The following is a 23323-nucleotide window of genomic DNA, read 5'->3' on the forward strand; positions in this document are numbered from 1 at the left end:
CAAGCTGCTTTTTTAATAGATCCAAGGGCTATAAGCAAACACAACATACAAATAGACACAAAAAAAGCACCCGAAGGTGCTTTTTGCATCGCATCGACCTAATCTCGCAACAGGCGTTCCTGTAACTACCTTGGGCCCGGGTGAGCTTAACTACTGTGTTCGGAATGGGAACAGGTGTGACCTCACCGGAATAAATACGACACCAGTGCTTGTACACTGATAACCGAATAGTAATCTTAAAATCCATTAACCTTGAACCGAACCACGATAATTACTTGGTTAAGTCCTCGACCTATTAGTACTAGTCCGCTGCGCGCATCACTACGCTTCCACTTCTAGCCTATCTACCTGATCGTCTCTCAGGGGTCTTACTTCTAACGAATGGGAAATCTCATCTTGAGGTTAGTTTCTCACTTAGATGCCTTCAGCGATTATCTAATCCATACATAGCTACCCAGCGGTGCTCTTGGCAGAACAACTGGTACACCAGAGGTATGTCCATCCCGGTCCTCTCGTACTAAGGACAGATCCTCTCAAATTTCCTGCGCCCACGACGGATAGGGACCGAACTGTCTCACGACGTTCTGAACCCAGCTCGCGTACCGCTTTAATGGGCGAACAGCCCAACCCTTGGGACCGACTACAGCCCCAGGATGCGATGAGCCGACATCGAGGTGCCAAACCTCCCCGTCGATGTGGACTCTTGGGGGAGATGAGCCTGTTATCCCCGGGGTAGCTTTTGTCCGTTGAGCGATGGCCCTTCCATACGGAACCACCGGATCACTAAGTCCTACTTTCGTACCTGCTCGATCTGTCGATCTCACAGTCAAGCTTGCTTATGCCTTTACACGCAAAGAATGATTTCCAACCATTCTGAGCAAACCTTTGAGCGCCTCCGTTATTATTTAGGAGGCGACCGCCCCAGTCAAACTGCCTGCCAGACACTGTCTTCGATCAGGATAACTGATCAGAGTTAGAACGTTCATACAACAAGGGTAGTATCTCAAGGGTGACTCGATCGAAACTAGCGTTCCGACTTCAAAGTCTCCTACCTATCCTGCACATGCAGCACAAACATTCAATATCAAGCTACAGTAAAGCTCCACGGGGTCTTTCCGTCCTGTCGCGGGTACCCAGCATCTTCACTGGAATTTAAATTTCACCGAGTCTATTGTCGAGACAGCGCCCAAATCATTACGCCTTTCATGCGGGTCGGAACTTACCCGACAAGGAATTTCGCTACCTTAGGACCGTTATAGTTACGGCCGCCGTTCACTGGGGCTTCAATTCAGACCTTCGCCGAAGCTAAGTCCTCCTTTTAACCTTCCAGCACTGGGCAGGCGTCAGCCCCTATACTTCATCTTACGATTTTGCAGAAACCTGTGTTTTTGATAAACAGTTGCTTGGGCCTATTCGCTGCGGCTGGCAAATGCCAGCAGTCCTTCTTCCGAAGTTACGGACTCATTTTGCAGAGTTCCTTAACAATAGTTCACTCGCTCACCTTAGTGTTCTCCACTCGAGTACCTGTGTCGGTTTGCGGTACGGGCGATATCTTCTTCCTACGAAACTTTTTTCAGCAGCGTGAAGTCACACAATTCCCAAGTAAACTTGGTACCTTCACAGCTTATCCTTAAGTATAAAAGCATTTGACTCTTATACAGACTAACTGCTTAAAACCACATCCAATAGTGGCCTGTGCTATCCTTCTGCGTCCTTCCATCGGCAATTCAATATCGGTACAGGAATATCAACCTGTTGTCCATCGACTACGCTTCTCAGCCTCGCCTTAGGTCCCGACTAACCCCCCGCGGACGAGCCTTCCGGGGGAAACCTTACTCATTCGGTGGATAGGATTCTCACCTATCTTTCGCTACTCATACCGGAATTCTCACTAGTTAACGCTCCAACATGTCCTTACGGTCATCCTTCATTGCATTAACTACGCTATCCTACCATGCTTACGCATCCACAGTTTCGGTAATATGCTTAGCCCCGGTACATTATCCGCGCAAGAGCACTCGACTAGTGAGCTATTACGCACTCTTTAAAGGATGGCTGCTTCTGAGCCAACCTCCTAGTTGTCTACGCACCTTCACAACGTTTTCCACTTAGCATATATTTAGGGACCTTAACTGGTGATCTGGGCTGTTCCCCTTTTGACGATGGATCTTATCACTCACCGTCTGACTCCTGCATATACTTAGCTGGCATTCGGAGTTTATCTGATTTTGGTAACCCAGAAAGGGCCCCTAGATCAAAAAGTGCTCTACCTCCAGTAAGCTAAATGCAAGGCTACACCTAAATGTATTTCGGATAGAACCAGCTATCTCCGAGTTCGATTGGAATTTCACCGCTATCCACAGTTCATCAAAGGGTTTTTTAACACCCACTTGTTCGGTCCTCCAGTAGGTATTACCCCACCTTCAACCTGACCATGGATAGGTCACTCGGTTTCGGGTCTACAACCACGTACTGAAGCGCCCTATTCAGACTCGCTTTCGCTACGGCTCCAGTCTTTGCACCTTAACCTTGCACGTAATCGTAACTCTCCGGTTCATTCTACAAAAAGCACGCTCTCAGCCATTAACGGCCTCGAACTTCTTGTAAGCACACGGTTTCAAGAACTATTTCACTCCCCTTCCGGGGTTCTTTTCACCTTTCCCTCACGGTACTGGTTCACTATCGGTCACTAGCTAGTATTTAGCCTTGGGAGATGGTCCTCCCAGATTCCGACCCAATTTCACGTGCTGGGCCGTACTCAGGATCCTGATTAGAGAGCAGGAGATTTCGCTTACGGGTCTATCACCCTCTATGGATCAGCTTCCCAACTGATTCAGCTATCTGCTGCCTTTGTAACTCAACATCAGTCCTACAACCCCTGGATGCAAGCATCCAGGTTTGGGCTCTTCCGCGTTCGCTCGCCGCTACTGACGGAATCGAAATTTCTTTACTTTCCTGCTGCTACTGAGATGTTTCAGTTCACAGCGTGTCGCCTCATTCAATCTATGAATTCAAAAGAATGATGATCATTAAGATCGGGTTGCCCCATTCGGAGATCCCCGGGTAAGCTTACTTACAGCTAACCGAGGCATATCGTAGTTAGTCACGTCCTTCATCGCCTGCTAGTGCCAAGGTATCCACCGTGCGCCCTTATTAACTTAACCTATGAAGCAAATGCTTCACGATCAGCCAATAAAATATGAGATCTAAATTAATAGATATTTATTAGCGGTAACTTTTCAGTTACTTTTATCGAAGTGAATTTCTCGGTTCAATTACCTGCCGCCCGATGTCGATTAGACGGCAGGATTTAAATTAACAAGAAATTAAAATTACTATTCAGTTATCAATGTACAATTGGCAATCAATGCCAATGGAGAATATCGGGTTCGAACCGATGACCCCCTGCTTGCAAAGCAGGTGCTCTCCCAGCTGAGCTAATTCCCCAGTTGCTGTTCTCAGGGCAACGCTCTGAAAACCGAACAGAACAGACAAACAAATTTGATATCAAAATCAGTGCAGGTTTCCGATTATCCTTAGAAAGGAGGTGATCCAGCCGCAGGTTCTCCTACGGCTACCTTGTTACGACTTAATCCCAGTCATCGGTTTTACCTTAGGCACCGGCCTCCGAAGTTAGCCAAGCGACTTTGGGTACTTCCGACTTCCATGATTTGACGGGCGGTGTGTACAAGACCCGGGAACGTATTCACCGCGACATGCTGATTCGCGATTACTAGCGATTCCGACTTCGTGGAGTCGAGTTGCAGACTCCAGTCCGAACTGAGAGAAGTTTTAAGAGATTAGCTCACCGTCACCGGTTGGCAACTCGTTGTACTTCCCATTGTAGCACGTGTGTTGCCCAGGTCATAAGGGGCATGATGATCTGACGTCGTCCCCACCTTCCTCCGGTTTATCACCGGCAGTCTCATTAGAGTGCCCAACTAAATGCTGGCAACTAATAACAAGGGTTGCGCTCGTTGCGGGACTTAACCCAACATCTCACGACACGAGCTGACGACGACCATGCACCACCTGTCACTGCTGTTCAAAAGAAAAGATCTCATTACAAGACCGGTCAGCAGGATGTCAAGACCTGGTAAGGTTTTTCGCGTATCTTCGAATTAAACCACATGCTCCACCGCTTGTGCGGGTCCCCGTCAATTCCTTTAAGTTTTAGCCTTGCGGCCGTACTCCTCAGGCGGGGTGCTTAATGCGTTAGCTACGTCACTATGAGGCGGAAACCTCTTAACAACTAGCACCCATCGTTTACGGTATGGACTACCGGGGTATCTAATCCCGTTTGCTACCCATACTTTCGAGCCTCAACGTCAGTTACGATCTAGCAAGCCGCCTTCGCCACTGGTGTTCTTCCATATATCTACGCATTTCACCGCTACACATGGAGTTCCACTTGCCTCTATCGCACTCAAGTAAACCAGTTTCCAATGCCCTTCCGGGGTTGAGCCCCGGGCTTTCACATCAGACTTAATAAACCGTCTGCGCTCGCTTTACGCCCAATAAATCCGGATAACGCTCGGGACATACGTATTACCGCGGCTGCTGGCACGTATTTAGCCATCCCTTTCTGGCGAGGTACCGTCAAGCCAGAAACTTTCTCTGAATCTGGTCATTCTTCCCTCGCAACAGTGCTTTACGACCCGAAAGCCTTCATCACACACGCGGCGTCGCTCCGTCACACTTTCGTGCATTGCGGAAAATTCCCTACTGCAGCCTCCCGTAGGAGTTTGGGCAGTGTCTCAGTCCCAATGTGGCCGGCCAGTCTCTCAACTCGGCTACGCATCATCGTCTTGGTGGGCCTTTACCCCACCAACTAACTAATACGCCGCAAGACCATCCATCAGCGATCCAAAAGGATCTTTTAAACGCAAAACATGTGTAATGCGTTGTTACGCGGTATTAGCATCTGTTTCCAAATGTTATCCCCCACTGAAGGGCAGGTTTCTTACGTGTTACTCACCAGTTCGCCACTCTAGCCATATGCCTTCAATCACTCCGAAGAGATCATGTCGGCGACTAGCGTACGACTTGCATGTATTAGGCACGCCGCCAGCGTTCATCCTGAGCCAGGATCAAACTCTCATATTAAAGTAAAAGTCTGAACTTAGCGTTCAAAATCAACTACTGACTTTTTTTAAAAAAGGTCCGTAATTTATTGTTTTTTGTATTACGAATTGACTTCGCAAATTAATGAATCAATTTATCCAATTGGATCAAAGACCCAATTAGAACCCTACACAATTTGTTTGTCATTGTTCTGTTCAGTTTTCAAAGTGCTGCGTCACTTACGAAAGCAACTATTTAATAATACCAGCGTTTTTAACGAATGTCAAGAACTTTTTTAAATTCTTTTTCGCAGCTCCTTACCTGATCTAACAAGCAAGGAACACATCAACGAGCTGACTTAAATATATTACCGCCATTTACAGCGAAGGTCAAGGAAAAATACAAAAAAACCTCACAAATTTTTGTGAGGTAGAAAAAACGGGGGGGAAATTTAATTTTTCTTTCGATTTGAAGGGGTTTTTGACTTGTTTTCGCTGTCAAAACTCTTTTGTAATTCATCCAAAGTAGGTATTTTTTCCAAAGGAGCGACCGGAGAAGCGACTACCTGGTCTTTAATATGACGATATTCTGCAACTCCAGTACCGGCAGGGATAACCTTTCCGATAATAACGTTTTCTTTAAGGCCGACCAAAGGATCATTTTTACCACGAATAGCAGCATCTGTTAATACTCGTGTAGTCTCCTGGAATGAAGCGGCAGACAAAAATGAATTAGTCTCCAAGGATGCCTTAGTTATTCCAAGCAGAACAGGACGAGAAGTAGCAGCTACCTGCCCAGCCAAAACAGCTTTTACATTAGCGCGACGGAAGTCAGCTATATCCAAAAGCTCTCCCGGGAGCAAGTCTGTCTGGCCAGGATCCATAACACGAACCTTGCGCAGCATCTGACGAACCATAACTTCAACGTGTTTATCAGCGATACCAACACCTTGCATACGATAAACTTTCTGAACTTCGGCAAGAAGATAATTCTCAGTCTTCAAAGCGCTGGATACCTTGATCAATTCTTTTGGATCAAGTGGTCCTTCATTGATAGGTTCAGAACGGTGAATCGAATCTCCTTCGCCAACTCTTAAACGCGCAGAAATTGGAAGAGTATATTCACGAGTATCAGTTTCTCCCTCGATAGTGACAGTTTTAGTCCTATCGGCAGGATTTTCCTCAATGCTCTTGACTTTACCGGTAACCTCTGAAATTTCAGCGCGTCCTTTAGGATTGCGAGCTTCAAAAATTTCCTGAACACGAGGAAGTCCTTGAGTTATATCCTCAGACAATGCAACACCGCCGGTATGGAAAGTCCGCATAGTCAACTGAGTTCCTGGTTCACCAATAGATTGAGCGGCAACAGTACCAACAGCTTCACCAACTTCGACAACATCGCCAGTAGCCATATTGCGGCCATAGCATTTAACACAAACACCATGTTCTGTACGGCAAGTGAAAATCGAACGAATCGTCACAGTTTGAACACCTGCATCGACGATCTTTTTAGCAATATCTTCATTAATGAGCTCATTTTTGCCAACTATTTTTTCTCCAGTTTCAGGATCAAAAACAGATTTCATTGCAAAACGCCCTAAAATACGATCGTAAAGCGGTTCTATCACTTCATTGCCATCCATGATAGCTGACACTTCCAATCCGCGATCAGTACCACAATCTTCTTCTCTAACTATGACTTCTTGGGCCACATCGACCAAACGACGGGTCAAGTAACCAGAGTTGGCAGTTTTAAGAGCAGTATCGGTCATTCCTTTACGAGCTCCATGAGTAGAGATAAACATTTCCAAAACAGAAAGTCCCTCACGGAAATTAGCAGTAACTGGAAGTTCAATAACTTTTCCATCAGGAGCAGCCATCAAACCACGCATACCAGCCAGCTGAACGAAGTTTGAAATATTTCCACGAGCCCCAGAATCACTCATCATAAAGATTGGATTCTTCGGATCGAAAGAATCGATCAACATAGATTTTATTTTATCTTGAGCATCAGACCAAGTCTGAGTTACCTGTGTGTAACGCTCATCATCAGTTAATAATCCGCGTCTGAATTGCTTAGTGATCGTTGCAACTCTTTGGTGAGCCTCTTTAAGAACTTCAGGCTTTTGCGGAAGTTCAGTGATATCAGACATCGCGACCGTCAGACCGGAACGCGTTGAAATATCATATCCAAGATCCTTCATATCATCCAAAAGTACTGAGGTCCGCGTAACCTGATAGCGAGCGTAAATTTGAGCGATGATATCAGACAAAAATCCTGATTTGAATGGATCGTTCAATGGTTCGTTTTTGATCCACTCAGCGATATCGGTACCCGGTTCCATAAAGAAACGATTATCGATTTTATCAAAATTAGATTCTTTTGCTTCGTTTATATATGGAAAATCTTTAGGTAAAATCTCATTGAAGATAATTTTACCAACAGTCGTAACTAAGACACGTTCCCTTTGCTGATCAGTAAAGGGCTTTTCTGGATCAAAACTAGAAGTATCTATTCCTATCCTAGTGTGCAATTCAACGTCATGATTCTGTAAAGCGATTTTAACTTCATCAGCTGAAGAGAAGACCATCCCCTCGCCTTTAATACCAGATTCCTCTGTTGTCAAATAATAGTTACCAATAGTCATATCCTGTGAAGGAGCGACGATAGGTTTACCATCCTTAGGCGCTAAAATATGTGACGCAGCAAGCATCAGCAATCTAGCTTCGGCCTGAGCCTCATCAGATAAAGGAACATGAATAGCCATCTGGTCGCCATCAAAATCAGCATTATAAGCCTCACATACCAATGGATGAAGCCTCATAGATTTACCAGAAACCAAGACTGGTTCAAAAGCTTGGATACCTAAACGATGCAAAGTAGGTGCACGGTTTAAAAGAACCGGATGTTCACGTACGACCTTTTCCAAAACATCCTGAACGACTTCAGCATGTTTTTCAACCAGCCTGCGAGCAGAACGAAGATTATTAGCACCGCCATTTTCAGTACCTAATTCTATCAGGCGATTGTAAATAAACGGTTTGAACAATTCAACGGCCATTTGGCGCGGAAGTCCCATCTGATTCATTTTTAAGAAAGGACCAACATCGATAACAGAACGTCCAGAATAATCAACACGTTTGCCTAATAGGTTCTGACGAAAACGACCGCCCTTGCCTTTAAGCAAATGCGACAGTGATTTCAATGGTCTATTGCCAGGACCGGAAACAGGACGGCCGCGGCGGCCATTATCGATCAAAGCATCTACAGCCTCTTGCAGCATCCGCTTTTCGTTTTGAACGATGATTCCCGGTGCATTCAAATCAAGAAGACGCTTCAAACGATTATTACGGTTGATAACACGACGATAAAGATCGTTCAAATCAGATGTCGCAAAGCGGCCGCCTTCAAGCTGGACCATTGGACGAAGATCAGGCGGAATAACCGGAATAACATCCATAACCATCCACTCTGGTTTATTTCCAGACTGCAAAAATGCTTCAACGATATCTAATCGGCGAACAGCACGAGTCCTTTTTTGCCCGGTAGCATCTTTCAATTCATCTTTTAATTCTTTTGCTTGCTTATTGAGGTCTACTTCGGCTAAAAGATCTTTGATAGCTTCAGCACCCATTTTTGCAACAAAAGCATCAGCTCCGTACTGATTTTTATAATCACGATACTCAGCCTCTGTAATAAGCTGTTTTTTCTCGAGTTGAGTGCTTCCCGGATCGATAACGACATAACTAGCAAAATATATTATTTCTTCCAAAGACCTAGGACTCATGTCAAGAATCAAGCCCATACGGCTTGGAATACCCTTGAAATACCAAATATGTGTCACTGGAGCAGCTAATTCTATATGTCCCATTCGCTCACGACGAACTTTAGAAGAAGTTACTTCAACACCGCAACGATCGCAAACGATACCCTTATATCGAATCCGCTTATATTTTCCACAGGCACACTCATAATCTTTGATCGGACCAAAAATCCTTTCATCGAAAAGTCCATCACGCTCAGCTTTTAAAGTTCGGTAGTTGATAGTTTCGGGCTTTTTAACTTCACCATAAGACCACTCACGGATCTTAGCCGGAGAAGCAAGGCCGATCTGCATAGATTCAAATTTGTTAACGTCTATAGCCAAATTAATTCTCCTTAAATATTTTCTTCATCTAACTTCGTGTTAGAGATACGGGGCTTATCGTCCTCATCGCCTTTAAAAAGATCAGGCTTTTCTTTTGCGATCTGCTCAAGTGCATCTACCGTGGCAACATTGTCATCTTCATCCATTTGTGCCATCTTGATAGAACGGCCTTGACCGTCAAGAACTTTCATATCCAGACCCAATGCCTGCAGTTCCTTAACGAGAACACGGAATGATTCCGGTACCCCCGGTTTTGGCATAGCCTCGCCTTTAACGATAGATTCGAACACTTTATTTCTGCCGCGGACATCATCTGACTTATATGTCAAAATTTCCTGCAGAGTATAGGCGGCACCATATGCTTCTAGAGCCCAAACTTCCATTTCACCAAAACGCTGGCCTCCAAATTGAGCTTTTCCGCCTAATGGCTGTTGAGTAACCAAAGAGTAAGGTCCAATAGAACGTGCATGAATCTTATCATCGACCATATGAGCTAACTTCATATAATGCATGACACCAACAGAGATACGATTATCAAACGGCTCTCCGGTTTCGCCATCATATAAGATGGTCTTACCATCTTCGTTTAAGCCGGCTTCTTTCAAAGCGTCAATGATCTCATCATCACTAGCACCATCGAAAACAGGTGTCATAACTTTGATACCTAATTTTTTAGCGGCCATCCCTAGGTGAAGTTCAAGGATCTGCCCTATATTCATTCGAGAAGGAACACCCATTGGCGAAAGAAGAATATCGATCGGAGTTCCATCAGGCATAAACGGCATGTCTTCTTCTGGGACCACGACCGAAACAGTACCTTTGTTACCATGACGCCCAGCCATTTTATCACCGACTTGGATCTTACGCTTTTGAGCGATGAATACACGGACCATCATGTTAACGCCAGGTGCTAATTCATCGCCGTTATCACGAGTAAAGACCTCGACATCCTGAACTATTCCGCCGCCTCCGTGGGGAACTCTAAGAGAAGTATCACGCACTTCTCGAGCTTTTTCTCCGAAAATAGCATGTAACAAACGTTCTTCAGCTGAAAGTTCTGTAACGCCCTTAGGAGTTATTTTACCAACTAAAATATCGCCATCTTCAACTTCGGCTCCGATTCGAACGATTCCGGAATCATCAAGGTCTTTAAGCTGATCTTCTCCGACGTTAGGTATTTCACGAGTGATCTCTTCAGGTCCAAGCTTCGTATCGCGGGCTTCTGATTCGTGTTCTTCGATATGGATAGATGTATATACATCGTCACGAACCAAACGTTCGCTTAAGACGATGGCATCTTCGAAATTGTATCCATGCCAAGTCATGAATGCGATAAGAGGATTTTGGCCTAATGCTAATTCACCATTTTCCATTGAAGGACCATCAGCCAAAACTTCGCCCTTATCAACTTTTTGCTGATACTTAACGATCGGTGTTTGATTATAATTCTTACCGCCGTTAGAACGTTGGAATTTCATCAATGGATATTCACGAAGATTTCCATCTTCTTCACGTATTCTGATAACGCGGCCATCAACATATTCAACGGTTCCGCTTTCTTTTGCAATTTGAGAAAGACCAGAATCAACGGCAGCACGATACTCGATACCAGTTCCCACGATCGGTGAATGCGGTTTGATCAAAGGAACGGCCTGACGCTGCATATTAGCACCCATCAAAGCACGATTCGAATCATCGTTTTCCAAGAATGGAATAGCCGCCGTAGAAACAGCAACAACTTGTTTTGGCGAAACATCCATGTAATCAACATCTTCGATCGGTACTTCGATGTTGTTATCGCCGTGACGAGCAGTAACAGTCGCATTAACAAAGGATCCGTCATCATTTAACGGAGAGTTGGCTTGTGCGATCGTATAATTATCTTCAACATCAGCCGTTAAATAATCGATTTTATCGGTAACCTTATGTGTATCCCAATCAACACGTCGGTAAGGTGTTTCGATAAAACCATACTCATTAATACGGCCATAAACAGCCAGCGAGGTTATCAAGCCAATGTTCGGTCCTTCGGGCGTCTCGATTGGATCTATTCTGCCGTAATGAGAATAATGAACATCACGAACTTCATAGCCCGCACGATCACGAGTCAATCCGCCAGGTCCCAAAGCAGATAAACGACGCTTATGATTAAGCTCTCCAAGCGGATTGGTTTGATCCATGAATTGAGAAAGCTGAGAAGAACCAAAGAATTCTTTGACCGCAGCGACAACTGGACGAATATTTATCAATTGCTGAGGAGTCACTGTGTTAGGATCCTGAATAGACATTCTTTCACGAACGACACGTTCCATTCTAGTTAGGCCGATGCGGAATTGGTTTTCCAAAAGTTCGCCGACCGAACGAATACGACGGTTACCCAAATGATCGATATCATCAGTGCTTCCGATACCATCTTGAAGACCAAAGAAATAATTCATTCCGGCAAGGATGTCGGCAGGAAGAATATGATGAATACCTTCATCTATATGACCATTGCCCAACATGCGGAAAACTTTAGTAGGATCTGTTTGACTATATAGCTTGACAGACTGAAGTCTAACAGGGTCAGGCAGAACACCTTCTTCATCGGGTTTCAATTCAAAAAGATGATAATTATCAGAATCAAGCAGAGGTGCAAGATTCTTCATTATTTTCTTATCGATCTTAGTGTTTTTAGCTGCGACTATATTTCCTTGATCATCTAAAAGATCTTCGGCTAAAGTTTGACCGAGCAAACGGGACTTCAAAGATAATTTCTTATTTACCTTATATCTGCCGACGTTTCCAAGGTCATAACGCTTTGGATCAAAGAAACGGGCAACGAGCAAGGAACGTGAAGAATCGACCGTTTTTGGTTCACCGGGACGAAGACGCTCATATATATCTTCAAGAGCTTCACCAACTCTGGACATCGTCGGATCTTTATGAACATCTTTTTCGATCGCAAGGTTGAGTGATTCGATATCATCGCCAAAAATATCTTGGATATCAGAATCTGATCCAAAACCAAAAGACCTTATGAGTTCAGTGATCGGCAGCTTACGAGTACGATCGATCCTGACATTGGCAATACCTTTTGCATCGGTATCGAACTCAAGCCAAGCACCACGATTAGGAATAACTGTCGTTCCAAAAACAGTCCTGCCCGTTTTATCCGTATCATCATTGAAATAAATTCCGGGAGAACGAACGAGCTGTGATACGACAACTCTTTCAGCTCCGTTGATAACAAAAGAACCATACTCAGTCATCAAAGGAAATTCGCCAAAATAGATATCTTGAGATTTTATTTCTCCAGTTTCCTTATTAGTTAACCTGAGTGTTACGTGAAGCGGTGCTGCGTAGTTAACACCTTGTTCACGAGATTCTTTCAAGGAATATTTTGGTTCTCCTAGAGAATAATCAACATATTCCAAAGAAAGTTTACCAGCGTAATCCTCTATAGGGAGAATGTCGTTAAACATTTCTTTAACGCCCTTATCCAAAAACCACTTATATGAAGCAGTCTGCACCTCGGTAAGCGGCGGGATTTCAAGCACTTCTTTTGCAGAAGAATAACTGCGACGAGTTACGTGCTTATTTATCTTCACGTTGTGTGCAACCAAATCAATTCCTCCAATTTTTAATAATCATTCGGCTTTTTCATGTAGGAAAACAAAAAAACGCAAACCTAAAAAAGGATCTGCGTTTTAAAACAACCGGGACAAGATATCCGACCGTCTTTTTGAATAAGCCTCACTTGTCCATAAGTTTAACTTAAAAACAAACTAAATGCAAGCAGTCTAATTAGTTAACTTTAACTACGTTAACTGCCTGAGGTCCACGCTGACCTTCTTCGACATCAAAAGTAACCTTTTGACCTTCATCCAAAGACTTAAAACCATCGGTTTGGATAGCTGAAAAATGTACGAATACATCCCCGCCGTTATCACGAGTGATAAAACCATAGCCTTTATCAGCGTTAAACCATTTAACTGTACCTGTTTCCATGAAAAAATTCTTTCTGCACCATTAGTGCTTCTTTTTTTGTAAATAATTGGTGCAGAACTTTGAATCAAATGAATCTTGGAACACAACCGAATTAATACAGTTATTATTATAACAAAGAATTCGATCGTTTACGAAGATTAAAACAAAAAAATCTAAGCAGTTACATTGCCAGATAGATAGACAGATACATAAGAACCGTACCTAATAGGACCAACAAATGCCACCAAAAATGATTCCACCAGATTTTTAAATCTAAATAAAAGAAGGCGCCGACAGTATATGACAGACCGCCAAAAAATAGCAGCCACAGGCAAGTTGAAGAAACACTATCTCTAATAAAAGGAAAGCATATAACAATCAACCAGCCCATTATCAAATAAATAAGTACCGAGAACCAGCGATATCGCCCGATGAATTTAAAGTCATAAATGATCCCTGCGATCGTTAAGATCAGGTTAGCGATCCAAATCCAGATAGCGATAGGATTTTTAATAAAAATCCAGCAGAAAGGCGTATAAGTCGCTAAAATAATCAAAAAAATACCAACGTGGTCTATATGTTGAAAAACCCAAGCTGATCGCGTAAATATAAGAGCATGGAAAAGTGATGAATCCAATAAAAAAACAAAGAGACAGATGGAATAGATCGCCAAAGCAATGATTGCAATACTATCGGTATATCCCTTTTGAAAAGCATGAATAAACAAAAAAACGATACCGACAATGGCTAATAACGCACCGAATCCGTGACTAATAGAATTAAATATTTCTTGGACTATACCAAATTTTTGAACTTTGTGTTTAAAATTAATCATTAAATACAGGTTAACAAATTTTAAAAAAAATCCCCGTTGAATCGAACGAAGACTTTCCTTTTATTTTAGATTTTAATAAATATCATCATCAGTTAGTTCGTCATCAGAAGTTTTTGGTTTCGGATTATAGTTAGGATCAGAAAAAGGATCATCAGAACTTTTTTTATTTTTCTTCTTACTTGTATCATTTTCATCGGTACTTTGTTCTTGACTATCCTTTTTATCACCGATCCCATAAGCGTTTCTAACTGCATTCAATACTTCATCACGCTCTTTCTTGTGATCCTGATCATCTAACCAATTGACCGCATTAACACGTCCCTGACCTATTTTTTCGCCTTGATATGCGTACCATGAACCTGATTTGTCGATAATATCCTTGTCGACAGCTAAATCTATCAATTCACCAGTCTGGCTAATACCTTTTCCATACATGATATCGACCTCAGCAACTTTAAAAGGAGGAGCAACTTTGTTTTTAACGACCTTTATTTTGGTATTGTTGCCAACGACATCAGTACCGTCTTTTATCTGAGTGGATCTGCGCACTTCAAGCCTTACTGTCGAATAGAATTTCAGTGCCCGGCCGCCGGGAGTAGTTTCCGGGTTGCCGAACATGACGCCTATCTTCTCACGGATCTGATTGATAAAAATAGCAATAGTACCCGTGCGGTTAAGCGTTCCAGCTAATTTTCTTAAGGCTTGGCTCATCAAACGGGCCTGAAGACCAACGTGGGAATCACCCATCTCGCCTTCTATCTCAGCACGCGGAACCAGCGCGGCTACCGAGTCGATAACCAGCAGATCTATTGCGCCTGAATTTACCAGATCATCAGCTATCTCTAAGCCTTGTTCACCGGTATCCGGCTGGCTTAAAAGCAGGTCGTCGACGTTAACACCTAGATCCTTAGCATACTTTGCATCAAGGGCATTCTCTGCATCTATATACGCTGCTGTTCCGCCTAGTTTTTGAACTTCCGCTACCGCATGCAAAGCAACCGTCGTCTTACCTGAAGATTCAGGCCCAAAAACTTCGATTATTCTGCCCTTTGGATATCCACCAACTCCCAAAGCAATATCAAGTTTCAAAGAACCGGTCGGTATGACCTCTACTTTGGTGTGGGCATTTTCGCCAAGTCTCATAATAGAGCCCTTGCCGAAATCTTTTTCAATTTTTTTTAGAGCTGCGTTCAAAGCAGCTTTTCTTCCATCAGCCATATTCACCTGCAATTACAATCCTAATCATTATTAAACCGAAAATTAAGCAAAAATGCAAACATTTGTTCGCTATAACAAAAACTCAACCCTCTAAATAGTGATACGAATAAAATAATAAAAATCAAAGGCCGTCAGAGAAAACATCACGATTTTTAATGAAATACTCGCATCCGGAATAGATGGTAAATATCACTGCTATATAAAATAATATCTGTCCTATTGGAATAGATAACGAAAAATCACTGCAAAAAATAAAAATTATAGAAAACATCTGCGTAAATGTCTTTATTTTCCCAGGCCATTGAGCAGCAAATACAGTACCGTTTTTTTCCACTATCAAGGTCCTCAGGCCGGTCACTGCAAGTTCCCTGATAACGATTATTGAAACAGCCCAAGCTGGTATCACAGAATAGCTGGTCAAAAAGATCAGAGCTGTCATAACTATCAGCTTATCAGCCAAAGGATCGGCAAACTTACCGAAATTAGTGACTAAATGGCGGCGCCTTGCGATCTTGCCATCAATAAAATCAGTCAAAGAAGCGATCGCAAATATAACAGCCGCAACCACCCAACTGGCTGGATGGCCAAACAAAAGACTCCATTTTAACGGAATAGATAAAACGATCATAAAAATCGGTATAAGAATGATCCTAAAAGTTGTTAATTTATTTGGTAAATTCATTGTCCTTCTTGGCCCCTGCTTATAATGACGTTAGTGATCAAAACATTTGATCCATTGGAATATCCGGTATCATGACCGTCGAAACTTATCGTTGTTCGCGCCGGATTTCCAATGTGAATAGCAAATCGCTGCTGATTAGGATCTAAATTAAAAGTTTGAGAAGATCCTGCGGGTAAAGTACCGGAAAATTGGCGGATATTGTCAATGTCGATCGTGACCCAAGAAGGTCCCCCGGCTGTACTTACTTGAATAGTATGAGCCGTCTGATCATCAAAACTCATCGATGATAAATTACCTTGAAAAGTCGGCGCAGATAAGGCTATACGGCTGCTGGAACTAGAGGACGAACTGGATCGGCTTGAACGCGAAGCAGAGCTTCTTTTTTGCGATACACTAGCGGAACTAGAACTGATCGACGTGCGGCTTGCCCCCGGAAAACGAAAAGAACTGGACAGAGACCAAACTACAAATACAGCCGCTAAGACAACAACGATCGTTATAATTATCGGTAAACGAGCCAAAACTTTTTTATAAAAAGGAAAAGATATGTTCATCCCCGCTCGAGGGATACCATCTGTGCCGACCCTTACCGGCCCATTTGAAATCTTTTTATCGTTATTCGAATCAGAATCATCATCTTCGATGAAAGGATTCTTTAATTCTGATTTGTTCGGCAGATCGTCTTGATGTTGATCATCGCTGGAATCGTCAACTGCTTTCGTATCCAAAATAGTATTCGGATCCAAATTAACGGTATTGGCATATTGACGAATAAAAGCCTTGACATAAAAAGGGCCTGGCAGTCTGTCGACCTGGCCGTTTTCGATAGCTTGCAGATAGCGTACTTGGATCTTAGTCGCTGAAGATATATCTTCCAACGTAAGTCCGAGCTTTTCTCTAGCATCCTGCAATATTTTTCCTATTTCTTGATAATCACTTTCCATTCAATAAGATTATAACAATCTTATCAGGATGGTAAGACAGAAAAGGAACTAAATGAGTCTAAAGAAAAATATTTTTTGAACAATGCCAGTGCCTGATCCAAATCCAGTGTTTTTATCAATCCCAACGTTTCTAAAGTTGTTTGGTTTGGATCGAATGCGTCGATAGCTGAAACTAAATTATTTTCAAGCGAGTCTAAAGACATTAAATCAGAGCCGAATCTAGCCTTTTTTTGTAAATCAAAAATTTTTCTGTTCGTGTCATCGATTTTCATCGAAAATAGACGATCATAGACAGATTTTTCAAAACCATTCTTTTGAAAATGATTATAAAATCCGATATAAGCATATTCTCGGCCCATTTCAAACTGAAGATAAAAATCATCATCTATCAAACCGTTGCTATAATTCTCCAAAAACCAAGTTGAGGATTCCGAAAAATAAGTATCCAATAACAAATCGACCGCTAAAGACAGATAAGAAGCCGCAAGGCGGTCATCAGGCATTAAAAATGTTCTGATGCCGACTGCACTCAGCGGGATCTCTAATGGAAAATTGATCGAATCTTCTTTTAACACTGGAATTTTTTTAAATCGATCGATCCTCTTAAAAGCTAAAGGAGATTTTTTTTGGATATTTGATTGTATTTTATCAGTTAAAGATAAAGCTTCGTTTGCATCAAAACCACCAGTGATTTTTAGATATAAATTTTCAGGCTGGTAAAAATAATCGTGAAAAGCAGATAAAGTATCGCTATCGATCGATCCGATCGAAGAAGCAGAACCGCCAATATCAAAAGCGAGCGGTTGTTCGGGATATAAGTTTTTAAGCAGACCGTTTGAAAGATTCCAATCAGGAGAATCGCGATACATCGAAAGCTCTTGCGTTATTATCTGCCGCTCTTTTTCAATAGCCTTTTTATCAAAATATTCCTCTTGGACCATCTTCAAAAGAAGCTCTAAAGATTTTTCAAAAGAAGAAAAAGAAGGATCGCTGGATTCAAAATAATAAACCGTTTGCGATTGAGTCGTAAAAGCATTGCTGTAAGCACCTAAATCATTAAAAATAAGGTCGGGATCATAGTCCTTTTTTTCAAACATTTGGTGTTCGACGAAATGTGCTGTCCCAGCTGGAAAAAAAATTCTTTCACCATTTTTAGAAAGTATTTCCTGATCGGCAGCTCCGGCTTTGACCGTTAAAGAAGCGTAAATAGAATTGAAGCCTTTTTTAGGGGCCAAAGAAACATGCAGACCGTCTTCAAGCTGTGTTTTAAAAATTTCTTGATGATATTTTTTATATTTTTCAATTTTCATTTATAAGTCTTCCAGAAACCTGCTTAATGACCCGCTGAGAAAAAAGAGCAAGTTGTCGCAAATCTATTCGTTCTATAGATTTTATTATTTCATGATCTGTTAAATAATCTTTTTCCAATAATGAAGTCCTGTTTCTTTGAAGCCTTGCCTGTTGAGAATCGGCTTCGAAACGAATATCGGAAATAAGTTCTTTCTTTGCGGAAACGAATTGTGCTGCTGACAAATCCCCATGACTTATTTTCTTGTGCTGCTGATCAATGATTTTTTCTGCAGAATCAATGCTGCTTCGCTTAAGACCAGAGCTAACGACCAGTAAAGATCTGCTTGGATACAAAAAAGAATCGATACTATAAGCCAGGTGCTGTTCTTCTCGGACTGACAAGAATAATAAAGATCGGCTATAACCGCCAAATAATTTAGAAAACAGCAAAGACAAAAAATAGTCATTTGTTCTGAGATCGAAATCCTTTAATAAATATGCTATTTCCAACAAACTTTGGTCGCCTTGTTTATTGATAAAAAAAGAATCTATCGTTTTGCTTTCTTTTTGCACATATAAAAAATCAGAAGGATCGATCGCTCGTTTTGACATTATCGGCCATTTTTCAAATTCAGCTGCCAAAGCCGAAACATCAGTTTTACCGGAAAAACCGACCAAAACACTATTATTGAATATATTTTTATATTCTTCAGCCAAGTCCTGATTCGTCAAGGACAAAATAGATTCACTTTCGCCCTGAAGCGGCATTTTCATGATTTGATCAGTAAAAAAATGATGCCTGACTTGGTCGTGCAGCAAATAATTCTTATCATTGAGATTGCTTTGATTAAGCAAAACAAAATTTTCCTTTTCTCGAGAAAAAACTTTGGGATCAAATGATCCATCGCTGTTTATCAAGGGATAAAATATTTGTTGATAAAGAAAGTCGATCGTCTTTTTAACTAGATCATCTTCAGGAAAAAGACTAGGATCAGGAAACTTTAAAATAAAAATCAATCGCGACATCCTTCCCAAATTGGTAGTTGTCACAAAAAATTCTGCACCGTAATCATTATCCAAAAAACTAGTTATTTTTTGTCGATTTGGATATTTTTTTGAACTGTTTGACAAAATTTGTGCCAATAAGGAACGGGCAGCAGCATTCTTTTTAGTCAATAAAGTATCAAACTCAACAGAAAAGTATGAGCTGTTAAACTTGTCATTGTTTTCAACAAAAAGTTTGATACCATTTTTTAGATTATGTATTTTCATTATATTTTTAAAGTAAAGGAGACAATAGGCGAGAAAACTTTTGTCTTAGAGTCATCCAGAAACCTTGCCTTTCAAAATATTCTTTAGTTAACAAAGTTGATTGATCGATATCTCTTTCGATTTGTTTTTTGATTTCACAAGCGAAGTCGGGACTGAAGATAAAGGCATTTGCCTCAAAAGCAAGTTCAAATGACCTGATATCCATGTTCGCCGAACCAATACTGACGATCTCATCATCGATCATCAACAGCTTGCTATGCAAAAAGCCATGATCATACCGATAGATAGTGGCTCCTTGTTGAAGGAACTCGTTAGCATAATACTCAGTTGCTCTATAAACGAAAGGGTGATCAGGTTTTGCCGGAATAAAAATGTTTATCTTGATTCCAGAAGCCAGGGCCATTGAAATCGCCTCATAAAGAGGCTGATCAGGAATCAGATATGGCGTTTGAATAACTATCGATTTTTCTGCCATTGAGATCATTTTCAGATAACCTTGCTTTATTTTCGCAGTCTGAGAATCAGGCCCAGAAGAAACTATTTGGACCGGATGTATTCCTTTAACATGCATATTAGGAAAATACTTTTCATTGAAAACTATTTTATCTTTTTCTTTTGCTGTAGCATTCCAATCAGTAAAAAAACGCGACTGCAAAGAAAGAACCGCATCTCCATGAATCTTAAGCTGCGAGTCGCGCCAATTGCCGAATCTTTTTGTTTTTCCTAAATACTGGTCGCCAATATTAAAACCGCCAATATAACCGATCCTTCCATCGATGACGACTACTTTCCGATGGAAACGAAAATTTATCCTAAAAGCTAAAGCTTGGAAACGCCGCGTCAGAAAAGGATAAACCGTTCCGCCTGCAGCTCTCAAACTGCGATACATCCGATTATGGGTGCCATGCGATCCATAAGTATCGTAAATTACCCTTACCTCTACCCCTTCTCGTGCCTTTTGAGTAAGCAAATCGATCAATTGATTTCCAATATCATCATTATTGATCGTAAAATATGAAAGATGAATGTGGTGCTTTGCTTTTTTTATTTGACTAAAAAGATCCGAAAAAAAATCCGGACCATCAAAAAAAGTTTTAATATTATTGCCAAAAGTCAGGATAGATCCGGAATCATTTTGAAGCATTTCAGCCATCATTTGTGATTTTTTATCTAATTGCAGATGGGAATTCAAAAAACGCTGATTACTTTTTATTTGTTCCCTGCCGACTATCCGCTGACTAGTGAAATCAAATATTTTTTTGTTGGACAATCCCCGCCCAGCAAACCAATATATGACAAAACCAATGATTGGAACAAATAATAAAACAACCAACCAAGCCCATATCTTGCTGACATCTCGTTTGCTCCAAAAAACTGTGACTAAAGCGAAGACCCCATTAAGGATTATGACGAAAAAAACTATTTCAATAAATAAAATCATACTTTAATTATTAATTATATAAGTTAGTGATTCGATTGGACGATAAAAAATCAATTCGATCAAAATATTAAAAACTAAACTCGGCAGCAAAGACAAGATCGTAAAAGCAAAAATATCTATTCCGCCAAGGCCGGCTACCGTCGAAGCAGCCAGCGAAACAAAGGAAAATATCAGTTGTGAGCAGAGCAAAGTTATCGTTGAAGGAAAAATTCCATAAGGCAGCCTCTGGTCCAAATACCTTATCGAATAGGCCGATAAAAGAAAGGCAGTCAAGTAGATACCAACACTTTCCGTATAATAAAGATCAAAAAATAAGCCGCACAAAATCAGCCAAGTCCAAAAACGAAATCTTTTGAAACACTCAAAATGTATCAAAAAGAAAATAGTGACCAGAAGCAGATTAGGAATGATTTGAATATTAAAAAAAGAAAAATAATTTGCAAAGATATTGGTCAAGCTACCATCAAAAAAAAGAAAGAAAAACAATGATAAAGGATAAAAAACGTTTGGACGCAGAAAAAAATTAGTTCTATGCTGGTTGTCGTTTCTCATCGCCCGCCGACTCCCGTTACAACAAGAACAGATGATATATCGCGAAGATCAGAAGCGGGTCTGATATATATTTGTCGGGCCGACCCGTCTGCATCATTATGAGTACCAATAACTCTGCCAACATAAAGTCCCTTAGGAAGGATCCCTCCTAATCCGGACGTTTGTACCAAACTGCCCTTTTTGATATCGGCACTATTATTTAGTTGGTCCATGATCAAACGATTGCCGTTAGATTGGTATCCGGAAATTATACCGTTTACCGAATCGCTGCCGCTATTAACTTGAACCGGGAAACGACTTGAATCAGCGTTATTGTTAGAAATCAGCGTGACTTTGCTGCTGTTGTTGTTTACTTGAGAAATCAATCCGATCAAGCCTCTGGAATCCAAGATCGGAGAATTTTTGCTGATACCGCTGCTGCTGCCTCTATTTATAACTAATTCAGAATTCCAATTGCTTGGACTGCGGCTAATAACCACAGCACTTACCGTTTGGTAATCAGTTAAAGAGTTCTTTAAACGAAGATTGGCTTTTAATTCCTTATTCTCTTTTTGAAGATTTTGGATCCTGATTTGGTCAGAAGCTATTTGATCGACTCTTTTCATTAACCGCTGATTTTCTTGATAAGTATCAAAAAGCTGACCCAAAGTATTTGCCGATCGGCCAAGTGCATTGACTGGAGCAGAAATACCTCGAGCAACAAAAGAGCCCATATCATTGATAAAACGCTGAACGATAGGGACTCTTGATGCTCTACGATAAAAAAGACTTGAACCAATTATCAAGCCTAGAGCGACTACTAAAGTAATGATAGAAATTAATATTTTTTTTCCGTTAAATTTCAAAACAAATCCATTGATAAATTATTTAAATTGAAGTTGAGAAGACCGCAGCATTTCGCCTAACCCCTTAGCAACAGCCTCCTGCGGATCAGGAGCAACGAAAACAGGCACGTGAACAGTATCTGCGATAACTCTATCCAGGTAACGAAGATTTGCTCCGCCGCCAGTTAAAGTTATGCCGCGATCGATGATATCAGACACTAATTCCGGCAGCGATTCCTCCAAAGTTGACTGAATAGCTGTCAAAACATGGCTAACAGGGCTTGCTATAGCTAAGGCTACATCTTCAGCGGTCACATCCCTTTGAGCAGGGAGGCCGGAAATTAAATCGATCCCTTTAACCGTGACCGAACCAAGCTGCTTTGATGCTTTAACATCTGCAGAACCGATCTCCTCTTTTAAAATCTGTGCATCGCCTTCAGAAATACGAAAATTATATCGTTGCAGGACCATGTCTTTTATAGCTTCGTTCATAGCGTCGCCAGCAAAAGTCGTAGAACGAGAAGCATTAGCCTTGCCCAAACTAATAGTAGCAATGTCAACGGTACCGGCACCTAAATCAACGACCATACAGCCAGGGGCATCATAAACCGGCAAACCGGCTCCTACGGCCGCTGCGATCGTTTCATCTACGATATAAGCATCTCTTACTCCAGCCGAAATAGCGGCTTGTTTAACTGCTCTTCTTTCAACTTCAGTTACACCGCTTGGGACCCCGATAATTGCAGTGGGCCTGCCTAAGCGATTATTGTAAGCAACTGACAAAAAATACTTCAAAAGACCGATCGAAGCGTCAAGATCAGAAATAACCCCTTTCCTTAAAGGACGGATGACTGAGATAGTTGGCGGATTTTTTTCAAACATCCGCTGTGCCGCCGAACCGACTGCCATCAATTCCCCAGTAGCTGTATCTTTAGCAACGAAACTAGGTTCATTTATAACGATTCCTGAACCTTCCAAAAAAACCAGTGTATTGCTAGTGCCGAGATCTATCCCGACGTTCTTTTGTCCAAATCCAAATGCCATATCTTTCCTAACTTTTTAAGTATAACACGAGTAAAAATTCA

At 41.5% G+C, this 23323-nt stretch carries 13 protein-coding genes, 1 tRNA gene and 3 rRNA genes; all 17 read right to left on the minus strand.

The window, feature by feature from the left end; genetic code table 11:
• Positions 1-85: 85 nt before the first annotated feature.
• Positions 86-202: ribosomal RNA gene (rrf, locus tag ACKP2L_RS06380) — 5S ribosomal RNA — on the minus strand.
• A 73-nt stretch (positions 203-275) separates the two neighbouring features.
• Positions 276-3164 (minus strand): 23S ribosomal RNA (locus ACKP2L_RS06385).
• Between the two features lie 210 nt (positions 3165-3374).
• Positions 3375-3447, minus strand: a tRNA-Ala gene (locus tag ACKP2L_RS06390).
• 93 nt (positions 3448-3540) lie between these two features.
• A 16S ribosomal RNA gene (locus tag ACKP2L_RS06395) occupies positions 3541-5106 on the minus strand.
• The 16S, 23S and 5S rRNA genes sit together here with 1 tRNA gene alongside, the layout of an rRNA operon.
• A 409-nt stretch (positions 5107-5515) precedes the next feature.
• On the minus strand, positions 5516-9211 hold the full coding sequence (gene rpoC, locus ACKP2L_RS06400) for a DNA-directed RNA polymerase subunit beta' (RefSeq protein ID WP_439425030.1): 3696 nt from the start codon (positions 9209-9211) through the stop codon (positions 5516-5518).
• An 11-nt stretch (positions 9212-9222) separates the two neighbouring features.
• Complete coding sequence (gene rpoB, locus ACKP2L_RS06405; protein WP_439425031.1) at positions 9223-12816, minus strand: DNA-directed RNA polymerase subunit beta; 3594 nt, start codon at positions 12814-12816, stop codon at positions 9223-9225.
• A gap of 181 nt (positions 12817-12997) precedes the next feature.
• Positions 12998-13201, minus strand: a complete 204-nt coding sequence (locus tag ACKP2L_RS06410) for a cold-shock protein (RefSeq protein WP_439425032.1) — start codon at positions 13199-13201, stop codon at positions 12998-13000.
• A gap of 160 nt (positions 13202-13361) precedes the next feature.
• Positions 13362-14015, minus strand: coding sequence for a PAQR family membrane homeostasis protein TrhA (trhA, locus tag ACKP2L_RS06415; RefSeq protein WP_439425033.1), 654 nt, complete (start codon positions 14013-14015; stop codon positions 13362-13364).
• Between the two features lie 72 nt (positions 14016-14087).
• A complete protein-coding gene (gene recA / locus ACKP2L_RS06420; protein ID WP_439425034.1) occupies positions 14088-15233 on the minus strand; it encodes a recombinase RecA in 1146 nt (381 codons plus the stop codon).
• 121 nt (positions 15234-15354) lie between these two features.
• Positions 15355-15915: a CDP-diacylglycerol--glycerol-3-phosphate 3-phosphatidyltransferase gene (gene pgsA / locus ACKP2L_RS06425; RefSeq protein ID WP_439425035.1), complete on the minus strand. Its 561-nt coding sequence runs from the start codon at positions 15913-15915 to the stop codon at positions 15355-15357.
• Positions 15912-16859, minus strand: coding sequence for a helix-turn-helix domain-containing protein (locus tag ACKP2L_RS06430; protein ID WP_439425036.1), 948 nt, complete (start codon positions 16857-16859; stop codon positions 15912-15914). The genes pgsA and ACKP2L_RS06430 overlap by 4 nt, the downstream gene beginning before the upstream one ends.
• Positions 16860-16882: 23 nt before the next feature.
• Positions 16883-18169, minus strand: a complete 1287-nt coding sequence (gene yfmH / locus ACKP2L_RS06435; RefSeq protein WP_439425037.1) for an EF-P 5-aminopentanol modification-associated protein YfmH — start codon at positions 18167-18169, stop codon at positions 16883-16885.
• A complete protein-coding gene (locus ACKP2L_RS06440) occupies positions 18159-19421 on the minus strand; it encodes a M16 family metallopeptidase (protein ID WP_439425038.1) in 1263 nt (420 codons plus the stop codon). The genes yfmH and ACKP2L_RS06440 overlap by 11 nt, the downstream gene beginning before the upstream one ends.
• Positions 19422-19428: 7 nt before the next feature.
• Complete coding sequence (cls, locus tag ACKP2L_RS06445) at positions 19429-20862, minus strand: cardiolipin synthase (RefSeq protein WP_439425039.1); 1434 nt, start codon at positions 20860-20862, stop codon at positions 19429-19431.
• Between the two features lie 3 nt (positions 20863-20865).
• Positions 20866-21414: a rod shape-determining protein MreD gene (locus ACKP2L_RS06450; protein WP_439425040.1), complete on the minus strand. Its 549-nt coding sequence runs from the start codon at positions 21412-21414 to the stop codon at positions 20866-20868.
• Entirely contained in the window at positions 21411-22259 is an 849-nt protein-coding gene (gene mreC / locus ACKP2L_RS06455; RefSeq protein ID WP_439425041.1) for a rod shape-determining protein MreC, read from the minus strand. Before mreC ends, ACKP2L_RS06450 begins: the two co-directional genes overlap by 4 nt.
• An 18-nt stretch (positions 22260-22277) precedes the next feature.
• Positions 22278-23282: a rod shape-determining protein gene (locus ACKP2L_RS06460; protein ID WP_439425042.1), complete on the minus strand. Its 1005-nt coding sequence runs from the start codon at positions 23280-23282 to the stop codon at positions 22278-22280.
• Positions 23283-23323: the final 41 nt, after the last annotated feature.

This window comes from Oenococcus alcoholitolerans (assembly GCF_051852995.1).
GTDB lineage: Bacteria > Bacillota > Bacilli > Lactobacillales > Lactobacillaceae > Oenococcus > Oenococcus alcoholitolerans.